Genomic DNA, 24,781 nt, shown 5'->3' with positions numbered 1-24,781 from the left:
CGGTCAGCGGACCATCAGCGGCAGGACCGTGCGGACCTGGGCGGCGAGCCCGTCCAGGACCGGCTCACCCTGCGCGGTGTACGCCAGCAGCGCCTGCTGGAAGAGGCCGTCGAGCATTCCGTACGCCGCGGCCGGGTTCACTGTGGACCGGCCGCCGGACAGGGTCGCGTACCGGTCGACGACCCGCCAGATCATCGCCTCGAGGGCCGCGTCGATCTCCGTGATGGCGGTGCGCAACGCGCCCTCGAACATGCTCTGGGTGCGCAGGTCGTACCAGAGGCGGTGCATCGGCGCCTCCTCACGGATGGTCTCCGCCAGCTTCGCCGCGAACGCCTCCACCAGCTCGTCCGGGGACGCCGAGTCGCGCACGACGGCGTCGTAGCGGGTCACGCAGCGCGCCTTGTAGTAGCGGACGCTGTAGATCACCAGCTCGAGCTTGTCCTGGAAGTAGTAGTGCACGACGCCGTGGCTGAACGGCGAGTTGCCGGCGATCTCGCGCAGGCTGGCCCGGGCATAGCCCATCTCGCCGAGCGTGGTCAGCGCGGACTCGGCCAGTTCGTCGCGGCGGCGGTCGAATTTCTCGACCGGGCGGGTCGTGGTCACCAGCTCATCGTACGGGCCTTGACAAGTGTCCAAATTTCTCTTGACAAGTGTCAAGGTCGGGCATGTGATGTAGGTCTCTCGCCCGCACCCACCAACCAGGGAGCTTTCATGGCACAGATCGATCTCACCGGCCGTCGAGCTCTGGTCACCGGCGGCGCACAGGGACTGGGCGAGGGCATGGCCCGCGCGCTCGCCGCGGCCGGCGCCTCCGTCGTCGTCGCCGACCTGCAGGACGAGCTCGGCCCCAAGATCGCCGAGTCGCTCGGCGACGGCCACGGCTTCGTGCACCTCGACGTGACCGACGACGACGGCTGGGCGGCGGCGGTCGAGCAGGCGGTCGGCATCCTCGGCGGGCTCGACATCGTGGTGAACAACGCCGGCATCGAGATCACCAGCCTGATCGTCGACCTCGATCCGGCCGCGGTCCGCAAGCAGCTCGAGGTCAACCTGCTCGGCACCGCCCTCGGCATCAAGCACGCCTTCCGCACGATGCGGCCGGGTGGCGCGGCCGGCGGCGGCGGGGTGGTCATCAACGTCGCCTCGGTCGCGGCGACCATCGCGTTCCCCGGGATCTCGGTCTACTCGGCCACCAAGTCCGGCGTCGACCGGCTCACCCGGGTGGCCGCCATGGAGTCCGGCAAGCTCGGCTACGGCGTACGCGTGAATTGCATCTATCCCGGTCTGGTTCCCACCGCGATGGGCGCCGGGCTGGCCAACGACGTGGCCCGGATCGGGCTGTTCGGCTCGCCGGAGGAGGCCGTCGGCGCGGTCATCGAGCTCACCCCGTCTGGCCGGCTGGGCGAGGTCGGCGACATGGCCGACGCGGTGGTGTTCCTGGCCTCCGACGCGGCCCGCTTCATCAACGGCGTCGGCCTGCCGGTCGACGGCGGAATGGGGATGTGACATGAGTGCCAAGCCCGTCGTCGTCTACGGCGCCTCCGGCTACACCGGCCGGCTCATCTGCGAATACCTGCGCGAGTACAACGTGCCGTTCGTCGCCGCCGGGCGGGACACCGGCAAGCTCGAGGCGTCGATGCGGGAGAACGTGGCCGGCATCGAGACCGCCGACTACGAGATCGTCGAGGTCGGGCACGACACCAAGTCGCTGACCGACCTGTTCGCCGGATCGTCGGTGGTGTGCAACACGGTCGGGCCGTTCAGCCAGCACGGGCCCGAGGTGGTCGAGGCCTGCCTGGCCGCCGGGGCGCACTATCTGGACACCACCGGCGAGCAGGACTGGATGATCACCTGCGACGAGAAGTACGGCGCCGACTTCGCCGCCGCCGGGCTGCTGCTCGCGCCCGGCATCGCCCAGATGTACACCACCGGCGAGATCGCGGCCGAGCTGTGCCTGGAGAAGCCGGGGCTGGACACGCTCGACATCGCGGTGTTCTGGGGTGGCAGCCCCACCATCGCGTCGACGCTGACGATCCTGGTGAACGCGGCCACCTCGGGCGCCTTCCGGCTCGAGCAGAACCGTTACGAGGCCTGGGATCCGAACGCGGGTCTCTATCAGCTGGTGCTGCCCGGCCAGCACGAGCTCGCCCTGGCGCTGCCGTGGGGCGGCACGTCGCACCCGGTCTGGTACCGCAACGACCCCCGGGTGGCCAACGTGAAGGTGCTCGGCGGCGTCTTCAACAACGCGCTGATGAACGGCGTACCGCAGATCGTCGCCGGCGCCGTCGAGGCGACCAAGGACATGAACACCGACGACCGGTACGCCGCGCTGACCGCGACCGCGGCCCAGGTGATGAACCGGATGCCGCCGCGCGAGAACCCACGCCTGAACAAGTCGGTCGACTCGGTGCACGCCTCCGGGCCGCTCGGCCGCGCGCACTGCGTCATCTACGGCAACTCGAACTACAAGCAGACCGGCCTGATGCAGGCGTACGCGGCGTACCACCTGCTGCAGCGCCCGCCGCGGCGGGTCGGTTTCGCCTCCGGCTCCCAGGCCTTCGGCCACCGCGAGCTGCTCGGCGTGCTGACCAGTTTCGGCCTGGTCCGCGAGCCGACGGTCACGGTCGAGAGCTGAGTCATGCGGCTCGTCGACTATCTCGACAAGGGCGCGTCCCTGGACCCGGACGCGCCCTGTCTGACCACCGATCACGAGACCCGGACGTATGGGCAGGTGCAGCGGCTCAGCGTCCGCATCGCGGCGGCTCTCGCCGCGCGGGGGATCGTTCCCGGGGAACGGGTGGCGGTCCTCTCCGGGAACGATCCGACCGCGTTCACCTGCGTGTTCGGCATCAGCCGGGCCGGCGCGGTCTGGTGCCCGATCAACCCGCGCAACGAGGCGTACGAGAACCGGGAGCTGCTGGACCTGTTCGGCTGCACAGCGCTGATCTATCAGGCGTCGTTCGCGCCGCTGGTCGAGAAGATCCGCGGCGGCCTGCCTCGGTTGCGGACGCTGGTGTGCCTGGAGACCGAATTCGACGAGTTCCTGGCCGATGCGGACGCCGTCGATCGGCCGGCCGTGGACGACCTCGCGATGATCGTCGGCACCGGCGGCACCACCGGGCGGCCCAAGGGTGTCGAGCTGACCGGCGCCAACCTCGAGGCGATGACCGCGATCACGCTGATGAGCTACCCGTGGAGCGACCGGCCGGTCTATCTCGCCCTCGCGCCGCTGACCCACGCCGCCGGCGTGCTGTGCTTCCCGGTGCTGGCCCGGGGCGGCGAGATCGTCATCATGCGCAAGCCCGACGTGGCCGCCTTCATCGGCAACATCGGACGGCACGGCGTGACGCACACCTTCCTCCCGCCGACCCTCATCTACATGGTCCTCACGCACTCGGCACTGGCCGACGCCGACCTCTCTTCACTGCAATGCTTCTGGTACGGCGCGGCGCCGATGTCCGCGTCCCGCCTCGAGGAGGCGTTGCGCCGGATCGGCCCGATGGCGCAACTGTTCGGCCAGACCGAAGCGCCGATGATGATCTCCACCATGGCGCCGGCCGACCACTACCTGCCGGACGGCGGCATCGCCCGATCCCGGCTGTCCTCGGCCGGCCGCCCGTCGCCGCTGGTCACCGTGGCCATCATGGGCCCGGAGGGGGAGCTGCTGCCGCGCGGCGAGACCGGCGAGATCGTGGCCCGCGGCTCACTGGTGATGCGCGGCTACCACCGCGATCCGGAGGCCACCGCGGCCGCGTCCGCGCACGGCTGGCACCACACCGGCGACATCGGCTACCTCGACGACGAGAACTACCTGTTCATCGTCGACCGCGCCAAGGACATGGTGATCACCGGCGGCTTCAACGTCTACTCGACCGAGGTCGAGCAGGCCCTCATGCAGCATCCGGCGATCCAGGACTGCGCGGTGATCGGCCTGCCCGACGACAAGTGGGGCGAGCGGGTGACCGCGATCCTGCAGCTGCGGCCCGGCGCGACCGCCGACCGGGACGAGATCGCCGCGTTCGTGAAGGCGCGGATCGGCAGCGTGAAGACGCCGAAGCAGATCGAGATCTGGGACGACCTGCCGCGGTCCAAGGTCGGCAAGATCCTGAAGTCCGACCTGCGCGCCCGGCTGTCGAACGGGTGACGGCCGCAAATACTCGCCGCCGCTGTGATCCGATCGGGCCGGTGGCCGCGACAGTGTAGGCATGGAGACGCCCGCACCGAGCGACAACGACCTGTTGATGCAGGTCGCGGCCGGTGATGAGCGCGCCCTGCGGGCACTGGTCGAGCGGCACGCGGCCTGGCTGCTGCTGCGGCTGCGGCGGCGCACGCCCGACGAGGAGCTCGCCCAGTCGGCACTGCAGGACACCTTCGTCGCGGTCTGGCGCAGCGCCCGCAGCTACCGCGGTGACGGCGACGTCGGCGGCTGGCTGTGGGGCATCGCGATCCGGCAACTGGTGTCCCGGCTGCGGGTCCGGCAAGGCCCGCAGCCGGTCGGCCAGCAGGTGCTCTCCGCGCTCGCGCCCAGCGTGCGCAGCGCCGAGGACGAACTGCTGATCGCGGTGGAGCACGGCGATCTCGGCTCGGCGCTGCGCGGGCTGTCCCCGGAGCTGCGCCAGGCGTTGCAGGTGACCGTTCTCGACGGCCTCAGCACCAAGGAGGCGGCGCTGCTGCTCGGCGTGCCGCAGGGCACGGTGAAGAGCCGGGTGCGGCTGGCCAAGGCCCAGATGCGGCGCCGACTGCTGGAGGGGATCGCATGATCTGGCACGTGGACGAGCGGACCTGGCGGGCGTACGCCGGCGGCCGGCTGGACCCGGTGACCGAGGCGGCCGTGGAGGAGCACGTGACGTCGTGCCCGGACTGCCGCGCCGGAGCGAGGACCGTAGTTCCGGACGTCGAGCCGATCTGGCAGCAGGTGCACGCCGAGATCACCCGGCCCCGGCTGCCCTGGCCGCTGCGGCTGCTGGCCCGGCTCGGCGTGCCGGAGGCCGACCTGGTCGTGGTGAGCGGCGGACGCGACCTGCTGCTCTCCTGGTCGCTGGCGGTCGGCGCCGCGGTGGTGTGCGCCGTGCTCACCGGCCTGGTCCCGCTGCGGCTGCCCGGTGGCCCGTCCGCGATGTTCCTCATCCTCGCCCCGCTGATCCCGGTGCTGGCCGTGGTGGCGACGTACGACGCCACCGACCCCTTCCGTGAGGTCACCGAGACCGCGCCCTTCTCCAAGCTCCGGCTCGCCCTGCTGCGGGCGGCGGCCGCGCTCACCGCGGCGATCCCACTGACCCTGGCCGTGGCCGTGGTGGTGCCGGCCTTGCGCGGCTATTTCGCCGCCTGGCTGCTGCCGGGACTCGCCCTGACCGTGGCCACGCTGATCCTGCTGACCTGGCTCACCGCGTGGGCCGCCAGTGCGGTGGTGGGGGTCGGCTGGCTCGCCGCCGCCTCGACCGCCGCGGGCGCCCACACCATCGAAGCCGTCGCCACCGGAGCCGGACAGGCCGGGTTCGCGCTCGCCCTGGCCGCCCTCGTGGCCCTTCTCGTCCGCGTCGCCACCACCCACCACGCCCGGGGAGTCACTCGATGACCGCCGTCCTGCACAACGTCGCCAAGAAGTATGACCGCACCGTGGCGTTGCACCCGACCACACTCCGGCTGGAGCCGGGCGTGATCGGCCTGCTCGGCCCGAACGGCGCCGGCAAGACGACCATGCTGCGGCTGCTGTCGAGCGCGCTGGCGCCGAGCGCCGGCACCATCACGGTCGCCGGGCACGACGTCACCGGCTCGCACGCCGAACGCACCGAGGCCCGCCGCCGGATCGGCTATCTGCCGCAGGAGGTCACGTTCCCGCGGGGGATGACCGCCATCGGGTTCCTCGACTACATCGCCGTGCTCAAGGAGTGGACCGACACCGAGCGCCGGCACGCCGAGGTGCGCCGGGTGCTCGCCCAGGTCGGACTGGCCGAGCGCGCGACCGTCAAGGTGCGGGCGCTCTCCGGCGGGCAGCGCCGCCGGCTGGCCATCGCCCAGGCCCTGCTCGGCGACCCCGATCTGCTGATCCTCGACGAGCCCACCACCGGCCTGGACCCGGAACAGCGGGCGTCGCTGCGCGGGCTGCTCTCCGGCCGGCCCGGCACGGTGCTGATCTCCACCCACCAGACCGAGGATGTCTCGGCGCTGTGCGACCGGGTCGTCGTCCTCGACGCCGGCCGGGTCCGCTTCGACGGCACCGTGCCGGAGCTTCTCGCCACCGCCGCGGGCCGCGTGCACCAGGGCCCGTCCGCCATCCCCGGCGCCGTTCAGACCTGGCGGACCGGCACCGGACTCATCCGATCGGTCGGCGGGCGGCCCGCCGCCGACTCCGCGGCGGTCGAGCCGACCGTCGAGGACGCCTACCTCCTGCTCAGAAGCGCCACACCCGAAGGAGCACCGGCATGACCACCTCCGTCACCCCGGACACCACCTCGATATTCCGCGTCCTCGCCCGGCGCGAGATCCGGCACTACCTCGGCGCCAAGCTGTACTGGTTCGGCGCCGCCCTGCTCGTCGTCGTCACCGCGGTGAACTTCATCTCGCCGTCCTCGACCGGCCCGTCGACCGCGCTTGACATGATCGCCCCGGCCGCGCTGCTCGGCGTTCTCGGCCTGATCGTGATGGCCGGCCTGACCCGCCGGTCCGACCGGGCCGCCGAGGCCGCGGGCTCGGTCGCGGTGCCGGAACGCACACGGACCGCGGCCCTGGCGGTGGCCACCGTCGTGCCTTTCGCCACCGCCCTCCTCTGGTACGCGGGCGCGCTGGTCGCCTATCAGGTCAATCCGCCGGCGCCGGCGACCGTGCCGTTCGGGGAGCTCGGCGACGGCGACGTCTTCACCGTGATGTTCGCCCTCGGGGTGATCCCGGCCGTCAGCGGCCCGATCCTCGGCCTGCTGATCGCCCGCTGGCTGCCCCGCCGCGGCGTCACTCCGCTCGCGGTCGTGCTGGTCGTCCTGGTCACCATCGTGATGCAGGGCAACTTCGAATCCACCTGGCACTGGCGGGTGATCTGGCCGTGGACCTACTGGTACGGCCCGGTCGGGTGGAACTCCGGTGACGACCACTGGGCGGCGCTCCCCGGCTCGCCGCAGGTGTGGCTCGCCTACCTCGCGGCCGTCTGCGTGCTCGGTGTCCTGGTGGCGATCTACCACGACCCGGAGGCCGACCGTGCCAGACTGCGCCTGCTGATCGGCGCGACCGTGGCCGTCGCGGTGCTGGCCGTCGTGCTCACCATGACGCTGGGACTGCCCGAGGCCGTCTACAACCCGCTCACCGGTCCGCCCCTCTGATGCTCCGGCACGCGGCCCGCGCGGTGCCCTGGGTCCTGATCGCCGCGGCGTCCCTACTGGTCGTCGGCCTGCTCGCAGCGGTCCGCTACGACAACTGGACGCTGTGGCCGATGCAGGGCACCGCGGTCGGGCTGCTCGCCGGGGCGGTCGGCTGGTGTCTCGACGAGCCGGCCGCCGCGGTGGTCGACCCGGCGCCGCGCGGACTGGCCTGGCGCACCCTGGCCCGCTCCTGCGGCATCGCCGTCCTGCTGGGCGTCTGGTGCGCGGCGGTCTGGTGGGCGCGGGACGCGTTCTTCGGCCACCCCTGGGCGGTGCTCGCCCAGGGGTTCGCGGCGGCCGCCGTGGCCACCGCCTGGGTGACCTGGCGCCGGGCGCGCGGCGAGGCCACTCCCGGGCAGCGCTGGGCCGTCACCATCGTGCCGGTGAGCACCGCCTGGGCCCTGGTCCGCCCGCTCGGCGAGCATCTCCCGGTCTTCCCCTACGCGTTCGGCGACTGGGCCGTCAGCAGCACCGGATGGACGATCGCCGGTCTGGCCGCGGCGCTGCTGCTCGCCGCGACCCTGACCCGCGACGTCCGGCCCTGACTCCGGGTCAGGGGCACTGCGGGGGAGCGGTCGGCGCACCGGCGGCCACCAGGTTCTGGTTGACCTCGGTGGTGCTGGCGAGCCGGTCGAAGTCCGGCCCGAGGACCAGGTCGACGGTCTCGTCGCGGCGGCCGGGATCGAACCGCATGGCGCTCTCGCCGTGCACCTCCGCCCGCACGAGCGCCGCCGCACCGATCGCCGCGGGGCCATAGCGGATGACGGTCGCACCCGCCGGGTCCCGGACGGTGCCGTCCAGCACGGTGAACTCGCGAGCGCGCAGCCGGCCGACCGTCGCGTCCAGCAGATCGGCCGGCGCCCCGCCGTCGAGCACCCGCAGCCGCACCTCGTCCGGGCTTCCCGGCAGATCGAGAACGCAGCTCACCGCGGGCCCGGGCACCGGCGGGACGGCCGGCGGCGCGGTGCGCTGCTGCGGCCAGGCGAACGCGACGCCCGCCGTGGTCACGACGACCGCGGCGGCCGTCGTCCAGGCGGCCAGCTGCCGGCGACCCCGGGTGCGTCCGCGGGCCCGGACGTCGGCGGCCGGCATGACCGGGAGATCCCGGACGTCGTTCTCCAACTCGCGCAGTCGATCAGGCATGGGACGTGACATCGTTGTTCTCCTCCTCGTGTTCGTCGAGCAGCCGGGCGAGAGCGGTCCGGGCCCTCGAGAGCCGCGCCTTGACCGTGCCCTCCGGGGCGCCGATGGTCGCGGCGATGTCGTGGATCGACATGTCCAGCAGGTAGTGCAATGCGATGACCTGCCGTTGTGGCTGGGACAGTCGCTGCAGGGCGTCGATCACTGCCACCCGGTCCGGCGACGGGCTGTGCGCCACCTCGGGTGGTCCCATCCGGGCCCGGGCGGCGAGCCGGCGCTTCAGGCCGCGCCACCGGTTGACCATCAGCCGCCAGGCGACGGTGCGCACCCACGACTCGGGGTCGTCGTACCCGGAGACCTTCGGCCAGTGCTGCCAGGCCCGTGCGTACGCCTCCTGGGCGATGTCCTGGGCCTCGGCCCGGTCGCCGGAGGAGGCATAGAGATAGAGCACGACGCGCCGGACCGTGGCGCCGTAGAAGGTGTCGAAGTCTGCTTGCACACCTGAAGACACACCGCACCTCACCATCCGGTTGCCTCTGGCCGGCGGCAATATCACCCCTCCGGGACGGCAATCCTGCACCGGACGAGCGGCCCCGGGGAAAGTACGTTCGGATCATGAAGCCTCTGACCTGGTTCATCACCGGCACCTCCTCCGGTTTCGGCCGCCTGCTGACCGAACGGCTGCTCGATCGCGGCGACCGGGTCGCGGCGACCCTGCGCCGCCCGGAGGCCTTGGCGGAGCTCGCCGCGAAATACGACGACCGGCTGTGGCCGGCGCGGCTGGACGTCACCGAGCCCGGTCAGGTCCGCCGGGTGGTGGACGAGGCGTTCGCCGCGCTCGGCACGATCGACGTGATCGTCAACAACGCCGGCTACGGCGTGTTCGCCTCGGTCGAGGAGGCGTCCGACGAGCAGATCCGCCGGGTCGTCGACACCAACCTGCTGGGATCGGTGCACGTCATCCGGGCCGCGCTGCCGCATCTGCGGGCCCAGGGCAGTGGCCGGATCCTGCAGGTGTCGACCGCCGGCGGGCAGACCACCTATCCCAACTTCTCCTACTACCACGCCTCGAAGTGGGGGATCGAAGGGTTCTGCGAGACGGTGGCGCAGGAGATCGCCCCGTTCGGCATCGGCCTGACGATCGTCGAGCCGGGTGCGACGCCGACCGGGTTCGGCTCGGCCCTGGACACCGCGGAGATCATGCCGGAATACGACGGCACGCCGGCCGGGGACGTCCGGCGGGCCATCGCCGGTGGGGATTTCCGGCTGCCGAACGACGCCGGCAAGATCGCCGCGGCGATGATCGATCTGGTCGACTTCGGCCGGACGCCGTTGCGCCTCCCGCTCGGCTCGGACACCTTCGAAGACGTCCGCGCCTCACTCGTGGCCCGGTTGGCCGAGCACGACGCCCAGCGCGAGGTCGCCTACTCCGTGGTGAGCGACGACTGACGATAGGCCGACGGCGACGCGCCGACCTGGCGGCGGAACGCCTTGGCGAAGTGGGACGAGTCGGCGAACCCGCACCGCAGCCCGATCTCCGACACGCCCGCCCCGGTGGTGCGCAGGAGCCGCCGGGCCAGGTCGATGCGCAGGCGCAGATGGAACCGCGCCGGGGTCTCGCCGGTGTGCTGCTTGAACAGGCGCAACAGGTGGAACCGGCTGAGGCCGGCCTCGGCGGCGAGCTCGGCGAGCGTCACCGGGGTGCCCGGGCTGGCGTGCAGCAGGTCGATCACGCGAGTGACGCGGGCGTCGTCGCGGAGCGTCCCGGCGGGTGCGGGCGCCGTTCCGTGGTTGGTCAGCAGGTGCACCGCGATGAACTCGGCGGCCGTTGCCGCATAGAGGTCGGTCACCCCGGCGCGGGCGGCCCGGTGCAGGCGGGTCAGCACGGACCGCAGGACGTCGTCGTCGAAGGCCAGTCCGTCCGGTGGCCGCGCTCCGCCGGCGCGGCCGCCCCAGACTTCGTCGGCGACACGGGCCATCGTCAGCGCCGGGATGAGCAGTCGGATCTGGGTGACCCGGTCGTCGCCGGCCGGCGAGGTCCACCGCAGGTGACTGGCTCGGTGCGGCGCCGTCGTCGACAGCGACCCGGGGCGCACCCGCCCCTCGGCCCACCCGCGCCGGCCCCGGCTCGCCACCGTGCGGGTGCCCTGGATCTGCAGGTCGATCAGCTGCGCCGCGATGCCCGGCAGCTCGACCTGGTCGGCCACCCCGGCGATCGACAGCAGCTGCAGATCCACCGAGCGCCAGCCCACGGCACGGCTGTCGAAGAGGGTGCGGGACAGCCGCCGGTGGTCGGCGCCCAGGTCAGCGGTCATGTCCTCCAGACTAGGTCGCCTTTGTCCGGCAGAAATCGGCGACGAGTGCGCCGAGCTCGGCCGGTGCGGTCAGCGGCAGCAGGTGGTTGGTGTGGTCGACGGTGGTGACCGAGGCATTCGGGAGCAGACCGGCCAGGTGCGCGATCAGCCGGTGGGTCGGCGCCGGGCTGTCGCCGCCCTGGATCAGCAGCACCGGCTGGTCGACTGCCGGGTCGAACGTCCAGGCGGAGAGCGCCGGGACCTCGCTGGTGAAGAACTGCCGGCTGTTGCGCACCGCTTCGTCGACCAGACCGGCGCCGAGGACGTCGTCCATGACGGCGCGGTAGTCCGGTCCACACACGAGGGTCATGAAGGCGTCGAACGCCGTCGCGTTGTCGCCACGGGCCACCGCGCCCATCGCCGTCCCGATGACCGGTCCGAAGGCCGTGCGCACCGCGTCGACGTCGGCCGGGTCGACCAGGGGGTCGACCAGCGGCGGCTCGATCAACGCGAGCGAGCGAACGGTGGCCGGGTCGTCGACCGCGAGCTGGAGCGCGATGGTCGCGCCGGACGAGTGGGCGACGACGTGCGCGGGCGCGGCATTCAGCCGGCGCAGCAGGGTGGCCGCGTGGCGGGCGTGATCCGCGACGCTCAAGCCCTCCGCGGTGCTGCCCGGATAGCCCGCGCGGACCAGCCGGATCACCCGGAAGTCCTTCAGCTCGGGCGTGCCGGCCAGCGGCGTGCAGAAGTCGGCGAGGCCGCCGCCGTGCATCAGCAGCAGCGCTTCGCCGTCGCCGCCGGAATCGGTGAAACCCACCTCGATGCCGTCGAGCCGGATGCGGGTGATGTCGTTTTCGATCATGGTCGTTCCCTTCCATCGTGGTGTCGGTGTCAGACCGCGTAGAGCCGGATCTCGATGCCGTCCGGGTCGTGCAGCCCGATCAGGACCGCGCCGCCCCGGTGTCCGGTGACGATGCCGCCGTGCGGCTCGCCCAGGTCGTCCAGCCGGCCCCGCCAAGCCTCGACGTCCCCCCGTTTCGGCACCTCGAGAGCGACCGGGTCGAAGCCGGCCAGGGCCGCCGCGCGGGCCGGGTCGAGACGCAGCGCCAGGCGCATCCGGCCGCTCGCGTCGGTCAGGGCGAGGCCCATCAGGGTGCCGTCCTCGACGAACTCGACCTCGACCCGCAGACCGAGCACGGACGTGTACCAATCCCGGCTGCGCCGCAGGTCGCCGACCGGGAGCTTGACGTGGTGGAAGCCGGACAGGTCAGGCATCTCTCTTCCATTCATTAGAGTTGGCTCTAGTAACCGACTAGAGTAGGCTCTAGCGGGTGGCGGGATCTGTCAAGGGAAAAAAGCCGACGCGGGCGGAGCAGGCACGTGCCACCCGCCGGCGGATCATCGCGGCCGCGGCGTCGCGATTCGTCGCGCACGGCTATGGCGCGACGCTGCTGGACCAGGTGGCCGAGGAGGCCGGCGTCGCCGTGCAGACGGTCTATTTCCACTTCGGAAACAAGCGCACGCTGCTCAAGGAGGCGCTCGACGTGGCCGCGGCCGGCGACGACGAGCCGGTGCCGCTGATGGAGCGGCCGTGGGTCAAGGAGATCCAGGCGGAGACCGATCCGGTGCGGATCGTCGAGCTGTGGCTGGCCACCGGCCGGTCCATCATCGACCGGATCGCGCCGCTGATGCGGGTCGTGCGCGGGGCCACCGGCACCGACCCGGAGGTGGCCGCACAGTGGGACACCAATCAGGAGCAGACGCGCATGGCGAACGGGTTCTTCGTCGCCCTGCTCGCCGAGCGCGGCGCCCTGCGGCCCGAATTGGACACCGACCGGGCGCGCGACATCGCCTTCGTGCTCAGCAACGCCGAGACCTATCTGCAATTCACCGACGTCTGCGGCTGGACCCCCGACGAATGGCAGCGCCGCACCGCCGATCTTCTGACCGCGGCCCTCATCGCGCTCCCTGAGCGGCGGCGGGCAGTGCGATGATGTCGCCAGGCCGGCGGAAGGGGCACGGATGGCCGAGAGTGGACATGCCGGGGGTCGCAAGATCCACGACGAGAGCGCCGGGCTCGTTCTGGGCGTTCTGTCCCCCTTTCTCGGCGGCTGGTATTTCGGCGGCGTGCTCGAGGGCATCGCCCACGTCGCGGCCGGCGCCGGTGCCGCCGTGGTCGCCGTGCAGACCCTGGACGCGGGCACCGATCAGCGGGAGCTGACCGAGCCGCCGCACCCGCCGCACCCACTGGCCTGGGATCATGCCGCCGGCTTCGTGGTGATCGTGAACGCGGCCAGCGCCAAGTACCTGCACGAGATCCAGGCCACCGGCCGGCCCGTCGTCGTGGTCAGTCACGAATTCCCCGAGCTCGACTGCCCGACGGTGTTCCCGGACAACCGGGTCGGGGTGCGGGCCGTGGTCGAGCACCTGGTGCGGCACGGGCACCGGCGGATCGCGTTCGCCGGGTTCATGGGCGCCGTCGATCAGCGGGAGCGCTGTGCGTCGTACCGGCAGGCGCTGATCGCGAACGGCCTCGCGCCGGACCCGGACCTGATCTTCGAGGCGGCCGACAACCAGGAGGCCGGCGGCGAAGGCGCGGCCCACGCCATGCTCGCCGCGGGGTTGCCGTCGACCGCGGTGGTCACCGGCACCGACCTCAATGCGATCGGCCTGATGCGGGTGCTCACCGAGGCCGGCTGCCGGCTGCCGGCGGACCAGGCCGTCGTCGGCTTCGACGACCTTTCGGACGCGTCCTTCACCGAGCCCCGGCTGACCACCGTGCGGCAGCCGCTCTTCCAGATCGGTTCCACCGCCGCGGAGACGCTGCTGTCGGCGATCCGCGGCGCCGGGGGACCGCCGGTGCGGCGCGAGGTGGCGACCCGCCTGGTGGTGCGCGAATCGTGCGGCTGCCCGGCGCCCGAGTTCCCGGGCAGTGCGGCCGACGCGGTGCGCACGCCCGAGACGTTGCGGGCCGAGGGCCGCTCGCAATACCGCGAGCGCACCCGGCTGCAGCGCTCGCTGAGCAGCCAATATGACATCAGCCTCGACCTGCTGCGCAGCCACGAGGAGGACCCGCGGCAGCTGGGCTGGCTGCGTCGCACGCCGGCGCTGGCCGGCTGTCTCGGGCTGTGGTCCGAGCAGCCCGGCGAGGGGGACCGCAGCCTGGACATCGTCGGCCACTTCCATCGGGACGGCGAGCAGCCCGGTCCGCAACCACCGGTGACGGCCGCCGGGTTCCCGCCGGGCTCGATCCTGGACGCGGCCCGTGCCGAGCCCGGCGCACTGACCTTCGTCGTGCCGGTGCGGGTGCGCTCCCGCGACTGGGGGCTGCTCGCCACGGTGGACCGCGTGGACCTGCAGGCCGCCACCGGGCGCGAGCCGATCAACCAGTGGGCCGCGCTGCTGACCGTCGCACTGGACTACCAAGCGGTGCTGCAGACGCTGCGCGAGCAGGAGGAGGAGCTGCGCGCGAGCGCGCTGCACGACCACCTGACCGGCCTGCCGAACCGGGCGCACTTCCTGGATCTGCTGGCCGCCACCTCCGCCGCGGCGGTGCTCTTCGTGGACCTGGACGGCTTCAAGCTGATCAACGACACGTACGGCCACGCGGTCGGCGACCAGATCCTGGTGGGGGTCGCCGAGCGGCTGCGCGCCGAACTGGGCGACCGCGGCACGGCGGGCCGGTTCGGGGGAGACGAGTTCCTGGTTCTGCTGGACGGGCTCGACGACGGCCACACCCCGCTGACGATGGCGCAGCGGCTGCAGTCCTCCCTCAACCGCCCGCACCGGGTGGCCGGGCATCAGCTGGTGGTGACCGCGAGCATCGGCGTCGCGCTGACCCGCGGCACGCCGATCGCGGACGCGGCGTCGCTGGTGCGCGATGCGGACATCGCCATGTACTGGGCCAAATCCCGATGCGCCGGCAGCCAAGCGGTGTTCGAGCCGGGCATGCACAGCGACGCTTGACAGTCACCGCCGCAGCGCAATACTTAAGGGCGTGCTTAACTATCAGTAACCGCTCGATCTGATGTTCGCGGCGCTGGCCGATCCCAGCCGGCGCAGCATGGTCGAGCGGCTCGGCCACGGGCCGGCGTCCGTGTCCGAGCTGGCGGCGCCGCTGTCCATGTCGCTGCCCGCGGTCATGCAGCATCTGCGGGTCCTGGAGAGCAGCGGGCTGGTCCGCTCGGACAAGGCCGGCCGGGTCCGCACCTGCCGGATCGACCACACCGCGCTGCGCACGGCCGAGGACTGGATCGCCGACCGCCGGGCCGGCCTGGCCGCCGGGCTGGACCGCCTCGGCGCCTATCTGGACTCCACCGCTGACGAGGATGCCCCATGACGATCGTGCACGAGACCATCACGCTCGAGCGCCACTACGACGCGACGCCCGAGCGGGTCTTCCGGGCCTTCTCCAGCGCCGAGGCGAAGGCGCAGTGGTTCCTCGGCGGCCCGGACCACTGGCGGGTGCAGGGCGAGCGCACCTTCGACTTCCGGGTGGGCGGCGTGGAGACCAGCGCCAAAGGGCCGGTCGGCGAGGAGCCGTTCCGCTACACCGCCCGTTACTACGACATCGTGCCGGACCGCCGCATCGTCCTCAGCTATGAGATGACCCAGTCCGGCCGGCGGCTGTCGGTCTCGGTGCAGAGCATCGAGCTCTTCGGAGAGGGCGGCGGCACCCGGCTGGTGCAGACCGATCAGGGCGCCTATCTGGACGGCCTGGACATTCCGCGGCAACGCCGAGGCGGCCTCGAACGAGAGCTGGACCGCCTGGGCAAGGCACTGACCACCACCTGACCGAAAGGGCATCATGAAACTTCTCCTCACCTCCGCCGGCATCAAGAACGCGAGCATCCGGGAGGCGCTGGTCGGCCTGCTGGGCAAACCGATCGCCGAGTCCACCGCCCTCTGCATCCCCACCGCGTCGTGGGGGCATCCGATGTCCGGGCCGGTCCGGGCCTGGAACTTCATCAGCGGACGGGAACCCCGGTGTCCGATGACCGAGCTGGGCTGGAAGTCGGTGGGCGTGCTGGAGCTCACCGCGCTGCCCAGCATCGGTGCGGACCGCTGGGTGCCCTGGGTGCGCGAGGCGGACGCCCTGCTGGTGAACGGTGGCGACGCGCTCTATCTGGCGCACTGGATGCGGGAGTCCGGGCTGGCGGATCTGCTGCCGTCGCTGGGCGAGACGGTGTGGGCCGGATTGAGCGCCGGGAGCATGGTGCTGACCCCGCGGATCGGGTCGGAGTTCGTGCAGTGGGCACCGCCGGCCGGCGGCGACGAAGGGCTGGGCGTGGTGGACTTCTCGATCTTCCCGCACCTGGGCATGCCGGAGAACACCATGGAGGCGGCGGAGCAGTGGGTCGCCGCCCTGCCGGGTCCGGGGTACGCGATGGACGACGAAACCGCCATCCAGGTGGTCGACGGCAAGGTCGAGGTCATCTCCGAGGGGACGTGGAAGCTGCTCGGCTGACCGTCACCTGCTTGCCTGATCCGCGCCCGGCCGTACGATCGGCGTAGAAAGATGTTGATTTCCTCGACGACCGCGCTGAGCACCACAGGAGGTCAGTGATGGTCAAACGTCAGCTGCCGAACGCCCGGACGATCTTCGAGCTCGCCAAGGTCAAGAAGCCCGACTTCAACGGCAAGCGGCGACGCCTCGCCGACGCGCTCACCATCTATGACCTCCGCCGGATCGCCAAGCGGCGCACCCCCAGGGCGGCGTTCGACTACACCGACGGCGCCGCCGAGGGCGAACTCAGCCTGAGCCGGGCCCGCCAGGCCTTCGAGGACGTCGAGTTCCACCCGTCGATCCTGCGCGACGTCTCGAAGGTCGACACGTCGACCACCGTGCTGGGCGGGCCCTCCGCCCTGCCGTTCGGGATCGCCCCGACCGGGTTCACCCGGCTCATGCAGACCGAGGGCGAGACGGCCGGCGCGGGCGCGGCCGGGGCGGCCGGCATCCCCTTCACGCTGTCCACGCTCGGCACCACCTCGGTCGAGGGGGTGAAGGCCGCCAATCCGCACGGCCGCAACTGGTTCCAGCTGTACGTGATGCGCAAGCGCGAGATCTCCTACGAACTGGTCGAACGGGCCGCCGCGGCCGGCTTCGACACGCTGATGTTCACTGTGGACACTCCCGTGGCCGGCGCCCGCCTCCGCGACAAGCGCAACGGGTTCTCGATACCGCCGGTGATCACCGCGGGCACCGTGCTCAACGCGATCCCGCGCCCCTGGTGGTGGTGGGACTTCCTCACCACGCCGAAGCTCGAGTTCGCCTCGCTGACCTCCACCGGCGGCACGGTCGCCGATCTGCTCGGCGCGGCCATGGACCCGACCATCAGCTTCGACGACCTCGACACGATCCGCGGCATGTGGCCCGGAAAGCTGGTCGTCAAGGGCGTGCAGACGGTCGCCGACGCCAAGAAGCTCACCGGCCTCGGCGTCGACGGCATCGTGCTGTCCAACCACGGCGGCCGCCAGCTCGACCGTGCCCCGATCCCGTTCCACCTGCTGCCCGAGGTGGTCCGCGAGGTCGGCGACGACATCGAGGTGGTGGTCGACACCGGCATCATGAACGGCGCCGACATCGTCGCCTCGATCGCGCTCGGCGCGAAGTTCACGCTGGTCGGCCGGGCCTATCTCTACGGTCTGATGGCGGGCGGCCGGGCCGGCGTCGACCGGGCGATCGCGATCCTGGCCGACCAGATCGTGCGCACCATGCAGCTGCTGCAGGTCGCCACGGTCGACGAGCTCGAGCCGCGACACGTCACCCAGCTCGAACGGCTGGTGCCCCGAGCCACGTTCTCGTTCTAGCCCCTGTCCAGGATGGCCCGGCGTTCGTCCAGGACGGCGACCCGGTGCGCCTGCACCAGGGCGGCGCGCTCGTCGAGCTCACCGCGCACCCCGGCGACCACCTGCGCCGCATGATCGACCGCCCGCCGGGCGTTGTTGATCCGGTCCCGGGCGATCACGTTGGACAGGAACGCCTGCTCGAACAGCCCACCGGTGACTCCGATCGGCGCCACCACCGCCCACGCGTTGCCGAGCGGCCGGGCGAGCCCGACATCGGCCAGTTCGGTGTGCAGCACGGCGGTGCAGCGGTCGGCGTGCGCGGCCGCCCAGCCGACCGCGTCCAGCCAGTCCGGCCGGCTCAGCTTCACGGCGCCGCCCAGCCAGTTGTCGGCCGACTGCATCTCCGAGACGCGTTCCAGGTGGCGGCGTACCTCTCCGAGGGCGCCCAGGGCGGTGTCGGCGGCGATCGCCGCCTCGGCCAGCTCCCGCAGCTCCGCCTCGGCCCGGCCGCGGTGTTCGGCCAGCACCATCAACCGCCCGGCCTCCGGGGCGCCGGCCCGGCGCAGATAGTGATTCTTCTCGTCCAGCACGGCCGCATGCCGCGCCGGCAGGTCGGCCAGCGCGTGCAGCCGGGCGGTCACCGCCCGGTGCTCGTCCCGCAGCGCGCCGAGGCGGCTTTCGCCTTCGGCGAGCCGATAGCGGGCGGCCTCGACCTCCGCGCGCTCCTTCTCCAGATCTTCGGTACGCGACCCGCGCATCGCGACGAGCACCCGGGCGAGTGACAGGTTCTCCAGCCGCTCGACGTCCCGGAGCTCGGCCGCGTGCCGCTCCCGCAGCTCCTGCAGCGCGCCGGTCTGCTCGGCGAGCCGGGCGTCCAGCTCGGCCCGGCGGCGTCGCAGCAGCTCACCCTCGCGCATCAGCCCGGTGAGCTCGGCCAGCCGCGCCTCGATGTCATGGTCCACAAGCCCAGACTAGGGTTTGCGGATGATTCAGCCTCGGACGGTCGTGTTCAACGGTGACCTCGGCAGTGGCAAGACGACCGTGTCGGTGATGGTGGCGGAGCGGCTCGGGTTGCGCCGGGTCAGCATCGGCGACCTCTACCGGCAGATGGCCGCGGAGCGTGGCATGACCGCGCTCGAGTTCAATCTGCACTCGGAGCTGGACGACAAGGTCGACCACTACATCGACCAGCTGCAGCAGGACATCGCCGCCTCCGGCGAGCATCTGGTGGTGGACAGCCGCCTGGCCTGGCACTTCTTCACCGATGCGCTCAAGGTCCACCTGGTCGCGGACCCAGTGGTGGCGGCCCGGCGCGTGCTCGGCCGCCCCGGCGACGCGGTCGAGAACTACCGCGACGTGGAGGAGGCCTGCCGCCAGCTGGCCGACCGCAGCGAGAGCGAACGCCAGCGCTTCCTGTCCCGCTACGGCGTCGACAAGACCGACCTGAGCAACTACGACCTGGTCTGCGACACCACCACGGCAACCCCGGACGAGGTCGTCACTCGCATCCTGGAAGAGCTGGCCGCATAGTTGGCAGGATATTGATGGACTGTGTCATCGCTGCCACTCGTCGTCGCGGCCGGGCGGAGACAGGCTGGTAAGCATGAACAGTTCACAGGTTTTCGCCAAGGTCCGGCACTTCTGGAACCAGCAGGTCCGCCTCCACCAGGCCTACCTCGACCGCAACGACGTGAGCGGACGGGACGCCCTGGACGCCCTGGCCAGGCGGCAGGCCGGCCGAGCCGGCTGACAGCTGTCCCGGCCGATCTCCTCGCGGGCGTCTTCGCGCCGAAATCGGGGCGGCACCGCGAGCCTCGGACAAGGTCAGTCCGCCACCCCGTTCAGGATGCGGATGTCGCGCTCGGCGCCGTCGCCGAGCGCGGCGAGCGCCTCCTGATATCCGGGGCTGTGGTAGGCCGCGACGGCGGCGTCCGCGCTGTCGAAGCGGATGACCGTCGTGCGCAGCCCGGCGTTCCCCTCCAGCACGTGCACCGGGTTGCCGCGCGCCAGGAACTCACCGCCCGCCGCGCGTATGGCCGGGCCGGCCAGCTCGATGTAGCGTGCCAGCTTCGTCTCGTCGTGGATCGCGGTGAAGGTGTTGATCCAGTAGGCAGTCATGGCTCCATCATCCCGCTGGCGGGAGACCGAACCGGGTGAAGATCGCCGGGTCGACGAAGGTCACATTGGTTCGGATCAGCCCGTCGCGGACGGTGAACACCTGCAGCGAATGGGCTCTCCCCGCCGCGTAGGCCGCCAGGGCCGGGCCGCCGTTCGCCTCCACGACCCGCAGACGCCAGTCGGTGCCGCGCATGGCGAAGACCCGGTCCATGAACTCGCGGTAGTGCGCGCGGCCGGCGAGCCAGAGCGCCACCGGCGGCATCTCCAGCGCGACATCGTCGGCCAGCAGCCGGGTCAGTCCGGGGACGTCGGCCGCTTCGAACGCGGCCAGGTATCGCTCCACCACCGCGCGCTCCCCGGGATCGGCCGGCTCGCGCAGGTCCTCGGGCACCGGCCCGGCCGTGCGCAGGGTGGCCCGGGCCCGCTGCAGGCTGCTGTTGACCGAGGCCACACTGCAATCGAGGGCCGTCGCCACCTCGGCCGCCGGCAGCTGCAGCACCTCGCGCAGCACCAGCGCCGCACGCTGCCGCGCCGGCAACAGCTGCAGGGCGGCGATCAAGGCCAGCCGCAGACCGGCACGCTGCTGCGCGACGTCGGCGGGGTTGCCCAGCCGGGCGTCCGGGAACGGCTGCAGCCACGGGATGTCCAGGCTCGGCGTCAGGGCGGTCTGCGGGTCGTCGCCGGCCGGGCCCAGCCCGCTCGGCAACGGCCGCCGGGCCCGGCCCTCGAGCGCGGTCAGGCACACGTTGGTGGCGATGCGGTGCAGCCAGGTGCGCACCGAGGCCTGCCGTGGGTCGTACCGGTCGGCGGCCCGCCACGCCCGCAGCAAGGTCTCCTGCACCAGGTCCTCGGCCTCGTCGAGCGAGCCGAGCATCCGATAGCAGAGCGCCAGCAGGTCGCCGCGAAAGGCCTCCAGCTGCATCGTCGGGTCGGCCACGCCGATGAGTTTGCCGCACCGCGCCGGTAAGTGGTGGTGACGCGGCCCGCGGACGGGCCGGCACGGCAGGAGGGAAGTCACGATGGGCGACATCATCGTCATCCAGTTCAGCACGCTCGACGGCGTGGTCTCCGACCCGGACGGACGCTGGGGGACCGGCCACGGCGGCTGGGCCTTCCGGTACGGGCCGGGCCCGGTCAGCGACGACAGGTTCCGTCTCGGACAGCGGATGGAGCAGGGCGTCCAGCTCTACGGCCGGCGCACCTGGGAGCACTTCGCCCGGCTCTGGCCGGCCCGGGACACCGATTACGCCAAGCTGATGAACACCGTGCCCAAGCGGGTCGCCACCCGCACCGGCATCGACCCGGCCGCCTGGTCGAACTCGGCCGCGATCGACGGTGACCCGCTGGCCTGGGCCGCCGAGGAGCGCACCCGCCGCGACGTCGTGGTGATCGGCAGCCTGAGCCTGGTGCACGCGCTGGCCGCCGCCGACCTGGTCGACGAATACCGCCTGATCACCTTCCCGTTCGTGGCCGGCGAGGGCGACCGCCTGTTCGCCGCCGGCGCCCCCGCGGAGTTCGGCTTCAGCACGATCGAGCCCGCGGACGTCGCCCTCCTGACCATCTTGCGCCGCTCGGCGCGCCCGCTCACCGGGGCAGTCTGAGGACCCGGGAGCGGAGATGTCCCGGATAGCGGCGCCGGGCCGGCCGGGTGGCCGGGGCGAGCAGCCGCCGGTGCGCCTCGCGCAGGTCCTGGCCGGGCTCGATGCCCAGCTCGTCGGCGAGCCGGGCCCGCACCGACCGGAACGCGGTCAGCGCCTCGGCCCGGTGCCCGGCCGCCGCGAGCGTGGTCACCAGGCCGGCCTGGACGATCTCGTTGAGCGGATCCATCCGGGCCGCGCGCCGCAGCGGCGCCAGCACCTGCGACGGCTGCCGCAGCCGGACCGCGAGTTCGGCGGCCTCGACCGCCGCGTCGACGAACTCGCCGTCCAGCCCGGCGAAGGTGGCGCACGCGGCCGAGGTGTCCGCGAGACCGTCGCCGGCCGGGCCGTGGCCGAGTCGCAGCGCGGCCGCGTACCTGTCGAGCGCCCGGTCGAGGTCGGCGCCGGCCCGGGCCTCGGCGACGAGCCGGCGGAACCGCACCAGGTCGAGCGTCTCCGGGCCGGCCGTGAAGCGATAGCCGTTGCCGTGCCGGGTCAGATACCGGCCGGGCGACCGCGGCGGCAGGCCGGGTTCGAGCAGACGGCGCAGCACTCCGACGTACTTGTGGATGGTGTTCACCGCGCTCGGCGGCGGTTCCGGGCCCCACAGCAGGTCGATCAGCTCGCCCACGCTGACCGGGTGCCCCGCACGGGCCAGCAGCAACGCCAGCAGGCAGCGCTGCTGAGGTGGCCCGGCGTCCACTTCGGCGTCGTCCCGCCGGATGCGCAGTGGCCCGAGGATCCGTAGGTCCATGAGCCGAAGGTAGGCAGCCGGAACCGGATCAAGTTACGTCGGATGACGTAATGACGCGGGCCAGTTCGGTGCGCGAGCTGACGAAGACCTTCGGATAGATCCGATAGAGATGCGTGCTGACCGTGCGCGGCGACAGGAACAGCCGCTCGGCGATCTCCCGGTTGCTCAAGCCCTGGGCGGCCAGCCGGGCGATCTGCTGCTCCTGCGGGGTGAGTGCGGCCAGCGCGTCCATCGGCTTGCGGCGTGACTCGCCGGTCGCCCGCAGCTCGGCCCGGGCCCGGTCGGCCCAGGGCGTCGCGCCGAGCGAGTCGAAGGTGGTGGCCGCGGCCCGGAGCAGCGGCCGGCTCTCCGCGATCCGGTACGACCGGCGCAGCGTCGCGCCATACGTGAGCTGCAGCCGGGCCCGGTCGAACGGCCAGTCGGTGAGGTCGGCGCCCAGCGCGGTGTCGTAGTCGCCGGTGAGCACCGCGTGGGCGTAGCCCAGCCCGATCCGGAGCGCGGGCGAGTGGCTCCGCTCGTACACCGGCTCGAGGCTGACGACCACCGGCCGCAACTCGTCCACCAGGCCACCGAGCACCGCCGCCTCCACCAGGTCGCCGAGCACGAGCAGGTGGTAGTTCGGGAACCAGGCGCTGTCCGCCGGGTCGAAGATGCGCATCAGCTGCCGGAACGCGTCGTCGGCCTGGCCCTCGGCGAGCGCGGCGACACCCCGCGCGCGCTGCACCAGGGCCAGCATCGGCAACCGGCGGGCCGCGAAGAGCACCTGCTCGGCGGCGTCGACCCGGTGCCGGGCCGCGTCGACGCTGCCCTGCCGGGCCTCGGCCAGCGCGGTGATCAATGCCGCGCCGAGCGTCCACGCCGGCTGACCGGTCTCCTCCGACAGTGTCATGCTCTCGGCGGCCAGCGGCAGCGCGGACCGCACGTCACCCAGCGACGCCGAGGCCGCGGCGGCGTTGCAGAGCGCGTGCGCGAGCATCCCGATCCGGCCCTGCGCGCGCAGGTCGGCGGCGCTGGACAGGGACAGTGTCCGGGCGATCTCGAACGCGCCGATCGCGTACGCCGCCTCGGCCAGCTCCCGGCGCTCGCTGGACGAGAGATCCGTCCGGTGCACCAGGCGGCGCAGCCGGGCCAGCCCCGCGGCGCCGTGCTCGACCGGCGCGATCCGCAGCAGCGCCGCGGTCAGGAAGGCGTCGTCGTCGACCGGCCCGAGGGCGACCGCGACCTCGGCGAACCGCTCGGCGACGTGCCCGGGCACGTTGGAGTAGTAGACCCGCAGCGCGAGTTCGACCAGCGACCTGGCGGCGAGGCCGGGCTCGCCGTCGCGGCGCATCGCGTCGATCAGGTCGGCGTAGCTCAGCAGCCGGTCCGGTCCCGACCACGCGTTCTCCAGCTCGGTCTCGCGCCGCCAGGCCAGCCGGGCCCGGTCGGCCGGACGCAGCGTGGTCTCGTCTATCTCGCCGAGCATGCGGTGCATGGTCGGCCGGTCGCCCTGCTCGTGCGCCAGGTCGCAGGCCCAGATCTGCCGGTTGCCGCGCGCGGCCGGGTCCTGGCTGAGCTGCACGGCCCGCCGGAGCGCGGCGAGCGCGACCGCCACCGCCTGCCGGTCCGCCGCGCCGACGGCGGCCTCGGTGAGTTCCCGGGCCAGTTCCTCGTCCGGTCCCGGCGCGGCCGACGCCCGGTGCCAGAGCCGGCGTTCCGGGCTGTCGGCCAGCGCCTCGGCGAGCGCCGCGTGCACCCGGCGGCGGTCTCCGGCCGCCGCCTGCTGGCGCAGCGCGGACCGGAGCAGCGGGTGCCGGAAGTGCAGCTCGTAGCCCTCGTCGACGGTCACCAGCCGGGCCGTCACCGCGGGCTGGATCGCCTCGGTGGGCACGTCGGCGCCGGTCAGGAGCGCCGCGGCGGCCCGGATCTCGTCCAGGTTGCCGCCGTCGTTCAGGGCCGCGATCAGCAGCAGATGCCGGGTCCGCGGCGGCAGGTCGGCGACCAGGCCGCCGAAGGTCTGCTCGACCCGGATGCTCAGCGGCAGGGTGGACGGCAGCAGCGCGCCGCCGCCGGACCGGGCCGCCGCGGCCCCGAGTTCGACCACGCCCAGCGGGTTTCCGGCGGCCTCGCTCAGCACCCGGGCCCGCAGCGCCGGGGTCAGCGCGGGCGCGGTGCGATCCAGCAAGGTTCCGGCGTCCACTTCGGACAGCGGTTCCAGCCGCAGCTCGGGCAACCCGGCCGCGGCCAGCCGCCGGTCGATGTCCTCGCCGTCGCGCACGGCCATCAGCACGGCGATCCGGTCCGACTCGACCCGCCGGCAGAGGAAGGTCAGCGTCTCCCAGCTCGCCGCGTCGAGCCAGTGCGCGTCCTCGATCGCCAGCAGCACCGGCTCGTCCGGCTCGCCGAGCAGCTCGAGCACCTCGACCGCCCGGCGGTAGGGCGATTCCGCGGCGGCCGGCGCGGGACGCAGTGGACGAAGCAGATGGTCGAGTCCGGCGTACGCGATCTGCACCTCCGCCTGCACCCCGGTGACGCCGAGCACGCGCATGCCGCGCCCGAGTCCCGCCCCGGTCGCGTCTTCCAGCAGCACCGACTTGCCGATCCCGGCCTCGCCGCGCAGCACCAGCGCCGCGCCGCGCCCGGCGATCGCGGCGTCCAGCAGCGCCGCCAGCGTGGTGACCTGCTCGTCCCGCCCGACGATCTGGGCCATGCCGCCTCATC

The 24,781-nt window shown here is 72.5% G+C and carries 28 protein-coding genes and 1 pseudogene; 18 read left to right on the top strand and 11 right to left on the bottom strand.

Annotated elements, in window-relative coordinates:
• Nucleotides 1-3: 3 nt before the first annotated feature.
• Nucleotides 4-603: a TetR/AcrR family transcriptional regulator gene (locus ACZ6TI_RS20535; protein WP_465346684.1), complete on the bottom strand. Its 600-nt coding sequence runs from the start codon at nt 601-603 to the stop codon at nt 4-6.
• A gap of 108 nt (nt 604-711) precedes the next feature.
• On the opposite strand from ACZ6TI_RS20535, the gene ACZ6TI_RS20530 reads away from it, so the two are divergent.
• The 8 genes from ACZ6TI_RS20530 to ACZ6TI_RS20495 all read left to right on the top strand — a co-directional run bounded on the left by ACZ6TI_RS20530 (nt 712) and on the right by ACZ6TI_RS20495 (nt 7,894).
• Nucleotides 712-1,506 (top strand): SDR family NAD(P)-dependent oxidoreductase, encoded by a 795-nt coding sequence (locus ACZ6TI_RS20530; RefSeq protein WP_465346683.1) that lies wholly within the window; start codon nt 712-714, stop codon nt 1,504-1,506.
• Between the two features lies 1 nt (nt 1,507).
• A complete protein-coding gene (locus tag ACZ6TI_RS20525) occupies nt 1,508-2,635 on the top strand; it encodes a DUF5938 domain-containing protein (RefSeq protein WP_465346682.1) in 1,128 nt (375 codons plus the stop codon).
• 3 nt (nt 2,636-2,638) lie between these two features.
• Nucleotides 2,639-4,144: an acyl-CoA synthetase gene (locus tag ACZ6TI_RS20520; protein WP_465346681.1), complete on the top strand. Its 1,506-nt coding sequence runs from the start codon at nt 2,639-2,641 to the stop codon at nt 4,142-4,144.
• 61 nt (nt 4,145-4,205) lie between these two features.
• Complete coding sequence (locus ACZ6TI_RS20515) at nt 4,206-4,760, top strand: RNA polymerase sigma factor (RefSeq protein WP_465346680.1); 555 nt, start codon at nt 4,206-4,208, stop codon at nt 4,758-4,760.
• A complete protein-coding gene (locus tag ACZ6TI_RS20510; protein WP_465346679.1) occupies nt 4,757-5,575 on the top strand; it encodes a zf-HC2 domain-containing protein in 819 nt (272 codons plus the stop codon). Before ACZ6TI_RS20515 ends, ACZ6TI_RS20510 begins: the two co-directional genes overlap by 4 nt.
• Nucleotides 5,572-6,426 (top strand): ATP-binding cassette domain-containing protein, encoded by an 855-nt coding sequence (locus ACZ6TI_RS20505; protein WP_465346678.1) that lies wholly within the window; start codon nt 5,572-5,574, stop codon nt 6,424-6,426. The genes ACZ6TI_RS20510 and ACZ6TI_RS20505 overlap by 4 nt, the downstream gene beginning before the upstream one ends.
• Nucleotides 6,423-7,310, top strand: a complete 888-nt coding sequence (locus ACZ6TI_RS20500) for a hypothetical protein (RefSeq protein ID WP_465346677.1) — start codon at nt 6,423-6,425, stop codon at nt 7,308-7,310. Before ACZ6TI_RS20505 ends, ACZ6TI_RS20500 begins: the two co-directional genes overlap by 4 nt.
• Nucleotides 7,310-7,894 carry a hypothetical protein gene (locus ACZ6TI_RS20495; protein WP_465346676.1) on the top strand — a complete coding sequence of 195 codons (585 nt, stop codon included), beginning with the start codon at nt 7,310-7,312 and terminating at the stop codon, nt 7,892-7,894. Before ACZ6TI_RS20500 ends, ACZ6TI_RS20495 begins: the two co-directional genes overlap by 1 nt.
• Before the next feature lie 7 nt (nt 7,895-7,901).
• Here the strand turns inward: ACZ6TI_RS20495 and ACZ6TI_RS20490 are convergent, their stop codons facing one another.
• Nucleotides 7,902-8,492, bottom strand: coding sequence for a LytR C-terminal domain-containing protein (locus ACZ6TI_RS20490; RefSeq protein ID WP_465346675.1), 591 nt, complete (start codon nt 8,490-8,492; stop codon nt 7,902-7,904).
• Entirely contained in the window at nt 8,485-9,000 is a 516-nt protein-coding gene (locus ACZ6TI_RS20485) for an RNA polymerase sigma factor (protein WP_465346674.1), read from the bottom strand. The genes ACZ6TI_RS20490 and ACZ6TI_RS20485 overlap by 8 nt, the downstream gene beginning before the upstream one ends.
• 104 nt (nt 9,001-9,104) lie before the next feature.
• On the opposite strand from ACZ6TI_RS20485, the gene ACZ6TI_RS20480 reads away from it, so the two are divergent.
• Nucleotides 9,105-9,938, top strand: coding sequence for an SDR family oxidoreductase (locus tag ACZ6TI_RS20480; protein WP_465346673.1), 834 nt, complete (start codon nt 9,105-9,107; stop codon nt 9,936-9,938).
• On the opposite strand, the gene ACZ6TI_RS20475 is transcribed toward ACZ6TI_RS20480, so the two are convergent.
• The 3 genes from ACZ6TI_RS20475 to ACZ6TI_RS20465 are packed head-to-tail and all read right to left on the bottom strand — an operon-like array spanning nt 9,914 to nt 12,058.
• Nucleotides 9,914-10,804: a helix-turn-helix domain-containing protein gene (locus ACZ6TI_RS20475; RefSeq protein WP_465346672.1), complete on the bottom strand. Its 891-nt coding sequence runs from the start codon at nt 10,802-10,804 to the stop codon at nt 9,914-9,916. The two genes, ACZ6TI_RS20480 and ACZ6TI_RS20475, sit on opposite strands and share 25 nt — an antisense overlap.
• Nucleotides 10,805-10,814: 10 nt before the next feature.
• Nucleotides 10,815-11,645 carry an alpha/beta fold hydrolase gene (locus ACZ6TI_RS20470; protein ID WP_465346671.1) on the bottom strand — a complete coding sequence of 277 codons (831 nt, stop codon included), beginning with the start codon at nt 11,643-11,645 and terminating at the stop codon, nt 10,815-10,817.
• Nucleotides 11,646-11,674: 29 nt separating this feature from the next.
• Nucleotides 11,675-12,058 (bottom strand): VOC family protein, encoded by a 384-nt coding sequence (locus ACZ6TI_RS20465; protein ID WP_465346670.1) that lies wholly within the window; start codon nt 12,056-12,058, stop codon nt 11,675-11,677.
• 56 nt (nt 12,059-12,114) lie between these two features.
• Between ACZ6TI_RS20465 and ACZ6TI_RS20460 the strand changes: the two genes are divergently transcribed.
• The 6 genes from ACZ6TI_RS20460 (at nt 12,115) to ACZ6TI_RS20435 (ending at nt 17,593) form a co-directional block, all read left to right on the top strand.
• The gene (locus tag ACZ6TI_RS20460; protein ID WP_465346669.1) at nt 12,115-12,777 is read left to right on the top strand and encodes a TetR/AcrR family transcriptional regulator; all 663 of its coding nucleotides are present in this window, start codon (nt 12,115-12,117) and stop codon (nt 12,775-12,777) included.
• A 28-nt stretch (nt 12,778-12,805) separates the two neighbouring features.
• Nucleotides 12,806-14,749: a diguanylate cyclase domain-containing protein gene (locus ACZ6TI_RS20455; protein ID WP_465346668.1), complete on the top strand. Its 1,944-nt coding sequence runs from the start codon at nt 12,806-12,808 to the stop codon at nt 14,747-14,749.
• A gap of 61 nt (nt 14,750-14,810) precedes the next feature.
• Nucleotides 14,811-15,122, top strand: a complete 312-nt coding sequence (locus ACZ6TI_RS20450; RefSeq protein WP_465346667.1) for an ArsR/SmtB family transcription factor — start codon at nt 14,811-14,813, stop codon at nt 15,120-15,122.
• Nucleotides 15,119-15,577 carry an SRPBCC family protein gene (locus ACZ6TI_RS20445; RefSeq protein WP_465346666.1) on the top strand — a complete coding sequence of 153 codons (459 nt, stop codon included), beginning with the start codon at nt 15,119-15,121 and terminating at the stop codon, nt 15,575-15,577. Before ACZ6TI_RS20450 ends, ACZ6TI_RS20445 begins: the two co-directional genes overlap by 4 nt.
• Nucleotides 15,578-15,590: 13 nt before the next feature.
• Nucleotides 15,591-16,250 (top strand): Type 1 glutamine amidotransferase-like domain-containing protein, encoded by a 660-nt coding sequence (locus ACZ6TI_RS20440; protein WP_465346665.1) that lies wholly within the window; start codon nt 15,591-15,593, stop codon nt 16,248-16,250.
• A 98-nt stretch (nt 16,251-16,348) separates the two neighbouring features.
• Nucleotides 16,349-17,593, top strand: a complete 1,245-nt coding sequence (locus ACZ6TI_RS20435; RefSeq protein WP_465346664.1) for an alpha-hydroxy acid oxidase — start codon at nt 16,349-16,351, stop codon at nt 17,591-17,593.
• On the opposite strand, the gene ACZ6TI_RS20430 is transcribed toward ACZ6TI_RS20435, so the two are convergent.
• Nucleotides 17,590-18,534 carry a hypothetical protein gene (locus ACZ6TI_RS20430; RefSeq protein WP_465346663.1) on the bottom strand — a complete coding sequence of 315 codons (945 nt, stop codon included), beginning with the start codon at nt 18,532-18,534 and terminating at the stop codon, nt 17,590-17,592. The genes ACZ6TI_RS20435 and ACZ6TI_RS20430 overlap by 4 nt on opposite strands.
• Before the next feature lie 22 nt (nt 18,535-18,556).
• Here ACZ6TI_RS20430 and cmk point away from each other — a divergent pair.
• Nucleotides 18,557-19,084 (top strand): annotated as a pseudogene (gene cmk / locus ACZ6TI_RS20425) ((d)CMP kinase); the annotation flags it as partial.
• A 91-nt stretch (nt 19,085-19,175) separates the two neighbouring features.
• Nucleotides 19,176-19,322 carry a hypothetical protein gene (locus tag ACZ6TI_RS20420; RefSeq protein WP_465346662.1) on the top strand — a complete coding sequence of 49 codons (147 nt, stop codon included), beginning with the start codon at nt 19,176-19,178 and terminating at the stop codon, nt 19,320-19,322.
• A 74-nt stretch (nt 19,323-19,396) separates the two neighbouring features.
• Here the strand turns inward: ACZ6TI_RS20420 and ACZ6TI_RS20415 are convergent, their stop codons facing one another.
• Nucleotides 19,397-19,690, bottom strand: a complete 294-nt coding sequence (locus ACZ6TI_RS20415) for a DUF1330 domain-containing protein (protein WP_465346661.1) — start codon at nt 19,688-19,690, stop codon at nt 19,397-19,399.
• A 7-nt stretch (nt 19,691-19,697) separates the two neighbouring features.
• Nucleotides 19,698-20,627: an RNA polymerase subunit sigma-70 gene (locus ACZ6TI_RS20410; protein ID WP_465346660.1), complete on the bottom strand. Its 930-nt coding sequence runs from the start codon at nt 20,625-20,627 to the stop codon at nt 19,698-19,700.
• An 82-nt stretch (nt 20,628-20,709) separates the two neighbouring features.
• Here ACZ6TI_RS20410 and ACZ6TI_RS20405 point away from each other — a divergent pair, with 82 nt between their 5' ends.
• On the top strand, nt 20,710-21,291 hold the full coding sequence (locus ACZ6TI_RS20405) for a dihydrofolate reductase family protein (RefSeq protein WP_465346659.1): 582 nt from the start codon (nt 20,710-20,712) through the stop codon (nt 21,289-21,291).
• Here the strand turns inward: ACZ6TI_RS20405 and ACZ6TI_RS20400 are convergent.
• Both ACZ6TI_RS20400 and ACZ6TI_RS20395 read right to left on the bottom strand, forming a co-directional pair.
• Nucleotides 21,275-22,081, bottom strand: coding sequence for an AfsR/SARP family transcriptional regulator (locus ACZ6TI_RS20400; protein ID WP_465346658.1), 807 nt, complete (start codon nt 22,079-22,081; stop codon nt 21,275-21,277). The genes ACZ6TI_RS20405 and ACZ6TI_RS20400 overlap by 17 nt on opposite strands.
• A 28-nt stretch (nt 22,082-22,109) precedes the next feature.
• Nucleotides 22,110-24,770 carry a helix-turn-helix transcriptional regulator gene (locus ACZ6TI_RS20395; RefSeq protein ID WP_465346657.1) on the bottom strand — a complete coding sequence of 887 codons (2,661 nt, stop codon included), beginning with the start codon at nt 24,768-24,770 and terminating at the stop codon, nt 22,110-22,112.
• Nucleotides 24,771-24,781: the final 11 nt, after the last annotated feature.

This window comes from Actinoplanes sp. NPDC051388 (assembly GCF_055586225.1).
This window is presented reverse-complemented; position numbering and strand designations above follow the sequence as displayed.